A 1556-nucleotide genomic window follows, 5' to 3' on the forward strand; every position below is an offset into this window, starting at 1 on the left:
CGCGTCGTCCACGACCGCGACCGCCCCGGGAGTACGCGCTACCTGATCCCGGATCAGCCCGTCCACCGTCACCGCGGGAACCACCACCCCCGCACCCACCGACCACACACCCACCGACCCGGCATCGGCGTCGGATAGCACCTGAAGATCGGCGATCCGCGTGTCGGGGCGGGCCGCGATCGTGGTGAGGATTCGTTGTAGGAGAGCGAGGAAGCGCTCCGCGGTGCCCGGGTTGAACAGGTCAGTGGCAAAGCTCAGAGACCCAGTGAGGGTGTGCTGGGTCTCGTCCACGTAGATGTCCAGATCCGTCTTGACCGCTCCGAGGGAAGCGTGTTGTTGCCGAGCGGTGACTCCGGGGAGATTGAGCAGGTCGGGCCCGCCGGACAGGTTCTGGTAGGTGAGCATGACCTGGAAGACCGGGTTGCGGGCAGCGGACCGGTCGACGCCGACGGCGGACACGATGTGCTCGAACGGTGCGGCCTGGTGTGCGAGCCCATCCAGCACCGTTTGCCGGGCGCGCCCGAGGAGTTCGCTGATCGTGTGGTCGGGTCGGAGCCGGTGGCGCAGGGGGAGGGTATTGACGAAGTACCCGACCAGGTTCTCCAGGCCGTCCTCAGTGCGGCCCCCGACCGGGGAACCGATCACTACGTCGTCTCCTCCGCCGAGCGCGGAGACCGTCAGCGCGATCGCGGCCTGCACGATCATGAACATGCTCACGCCGTTGTGCTGCGCGGCGCCCCGCAACCCCGTCACAGTCTCGGACGCGACGGCGAACGCGGCATCACCGCCCTGGTGGGTGGGCTCGGCAGGGCGAGACCGGTCCAGGGTGATCGTGGACTCCGCCGGCGCGTCAGCGAGGGCATGACGCCAATAGCTCAAATGCTGAGCGAGTTCGGAATCCGGGTCGGCGGGATCCCCGAGGATGTCTCGTTGCCAGATCGCGTAGTCGGCGTACTGCATTTTCAGCGGCGCCCACCCCGGCTCACAACCGGCCGACCGGGCCTGGTAGGCGGTTGACAGGTCCCCCAGCAGCACCGGCAGCGACCACTCGTCCACCGCATGGTGATGCACCGCCAGCACCAGTACCCACTCCGTGCCAGCCTCCCGCAACAAGCCGGCACGGAAGGGAATGTCTGCCGCCAGGTCAAACCCCTGCCGCACGAAGTCGGCGATCCGTTCCTCTACGGCGTCACCCCCGGCACCGGAGAGATCCTCCGGGATCAGCGTGAGGCGAACGCTCGCGTCCTGGGCGGGGACGACCACCTGGCGCAGCCGCCCGTCGTCTTCAACAATCAGGGTTCGCAATGCCTCGTGCCGGGTGACTACATCCTTCACCGCAGCATCAAGTATGCCGACGTCCAGTTCCCCAGACAGGCGAAGCACCATTGGCACCACATACCGGCCCCCCGGCCCGCCCAGGCGATCAATCACCCAGAGGGCTTGCTGTCCGAAGGACGCCGGCAGGTTGGCGGGCCGTGGCAGATCCCCGATTTGCAGCGCTGGAATTGTCGAGACGCTCGAGCCTTCGATGACGATCTCGGCCAGGCCCGCGATCG

At 67.5% G+C, this 1556-nt stretch carries 1 protein-coding gene; it reads right to left on the reverse strand.

Features of this window, described 5'->3' with window-relative positions:
- Positions 1 to 1556: condensation domain-containing protein (locus FMEAI12_RS35650; RefSeq protein WP_235015140.1), on the reverse strand; the 1556-nt coding region annotated here is incomplete at both ends.

The sequence above is a fragment of the Parafrankia sp. Ea1.12 genome (genome assembly GCF_900465275.1).
Classification (GTDB): Bacteria; Actinomycetota; Actinomycetes; order Frankiales; family Frankiaceae; genus Parafrankia; species Parafrankia soli.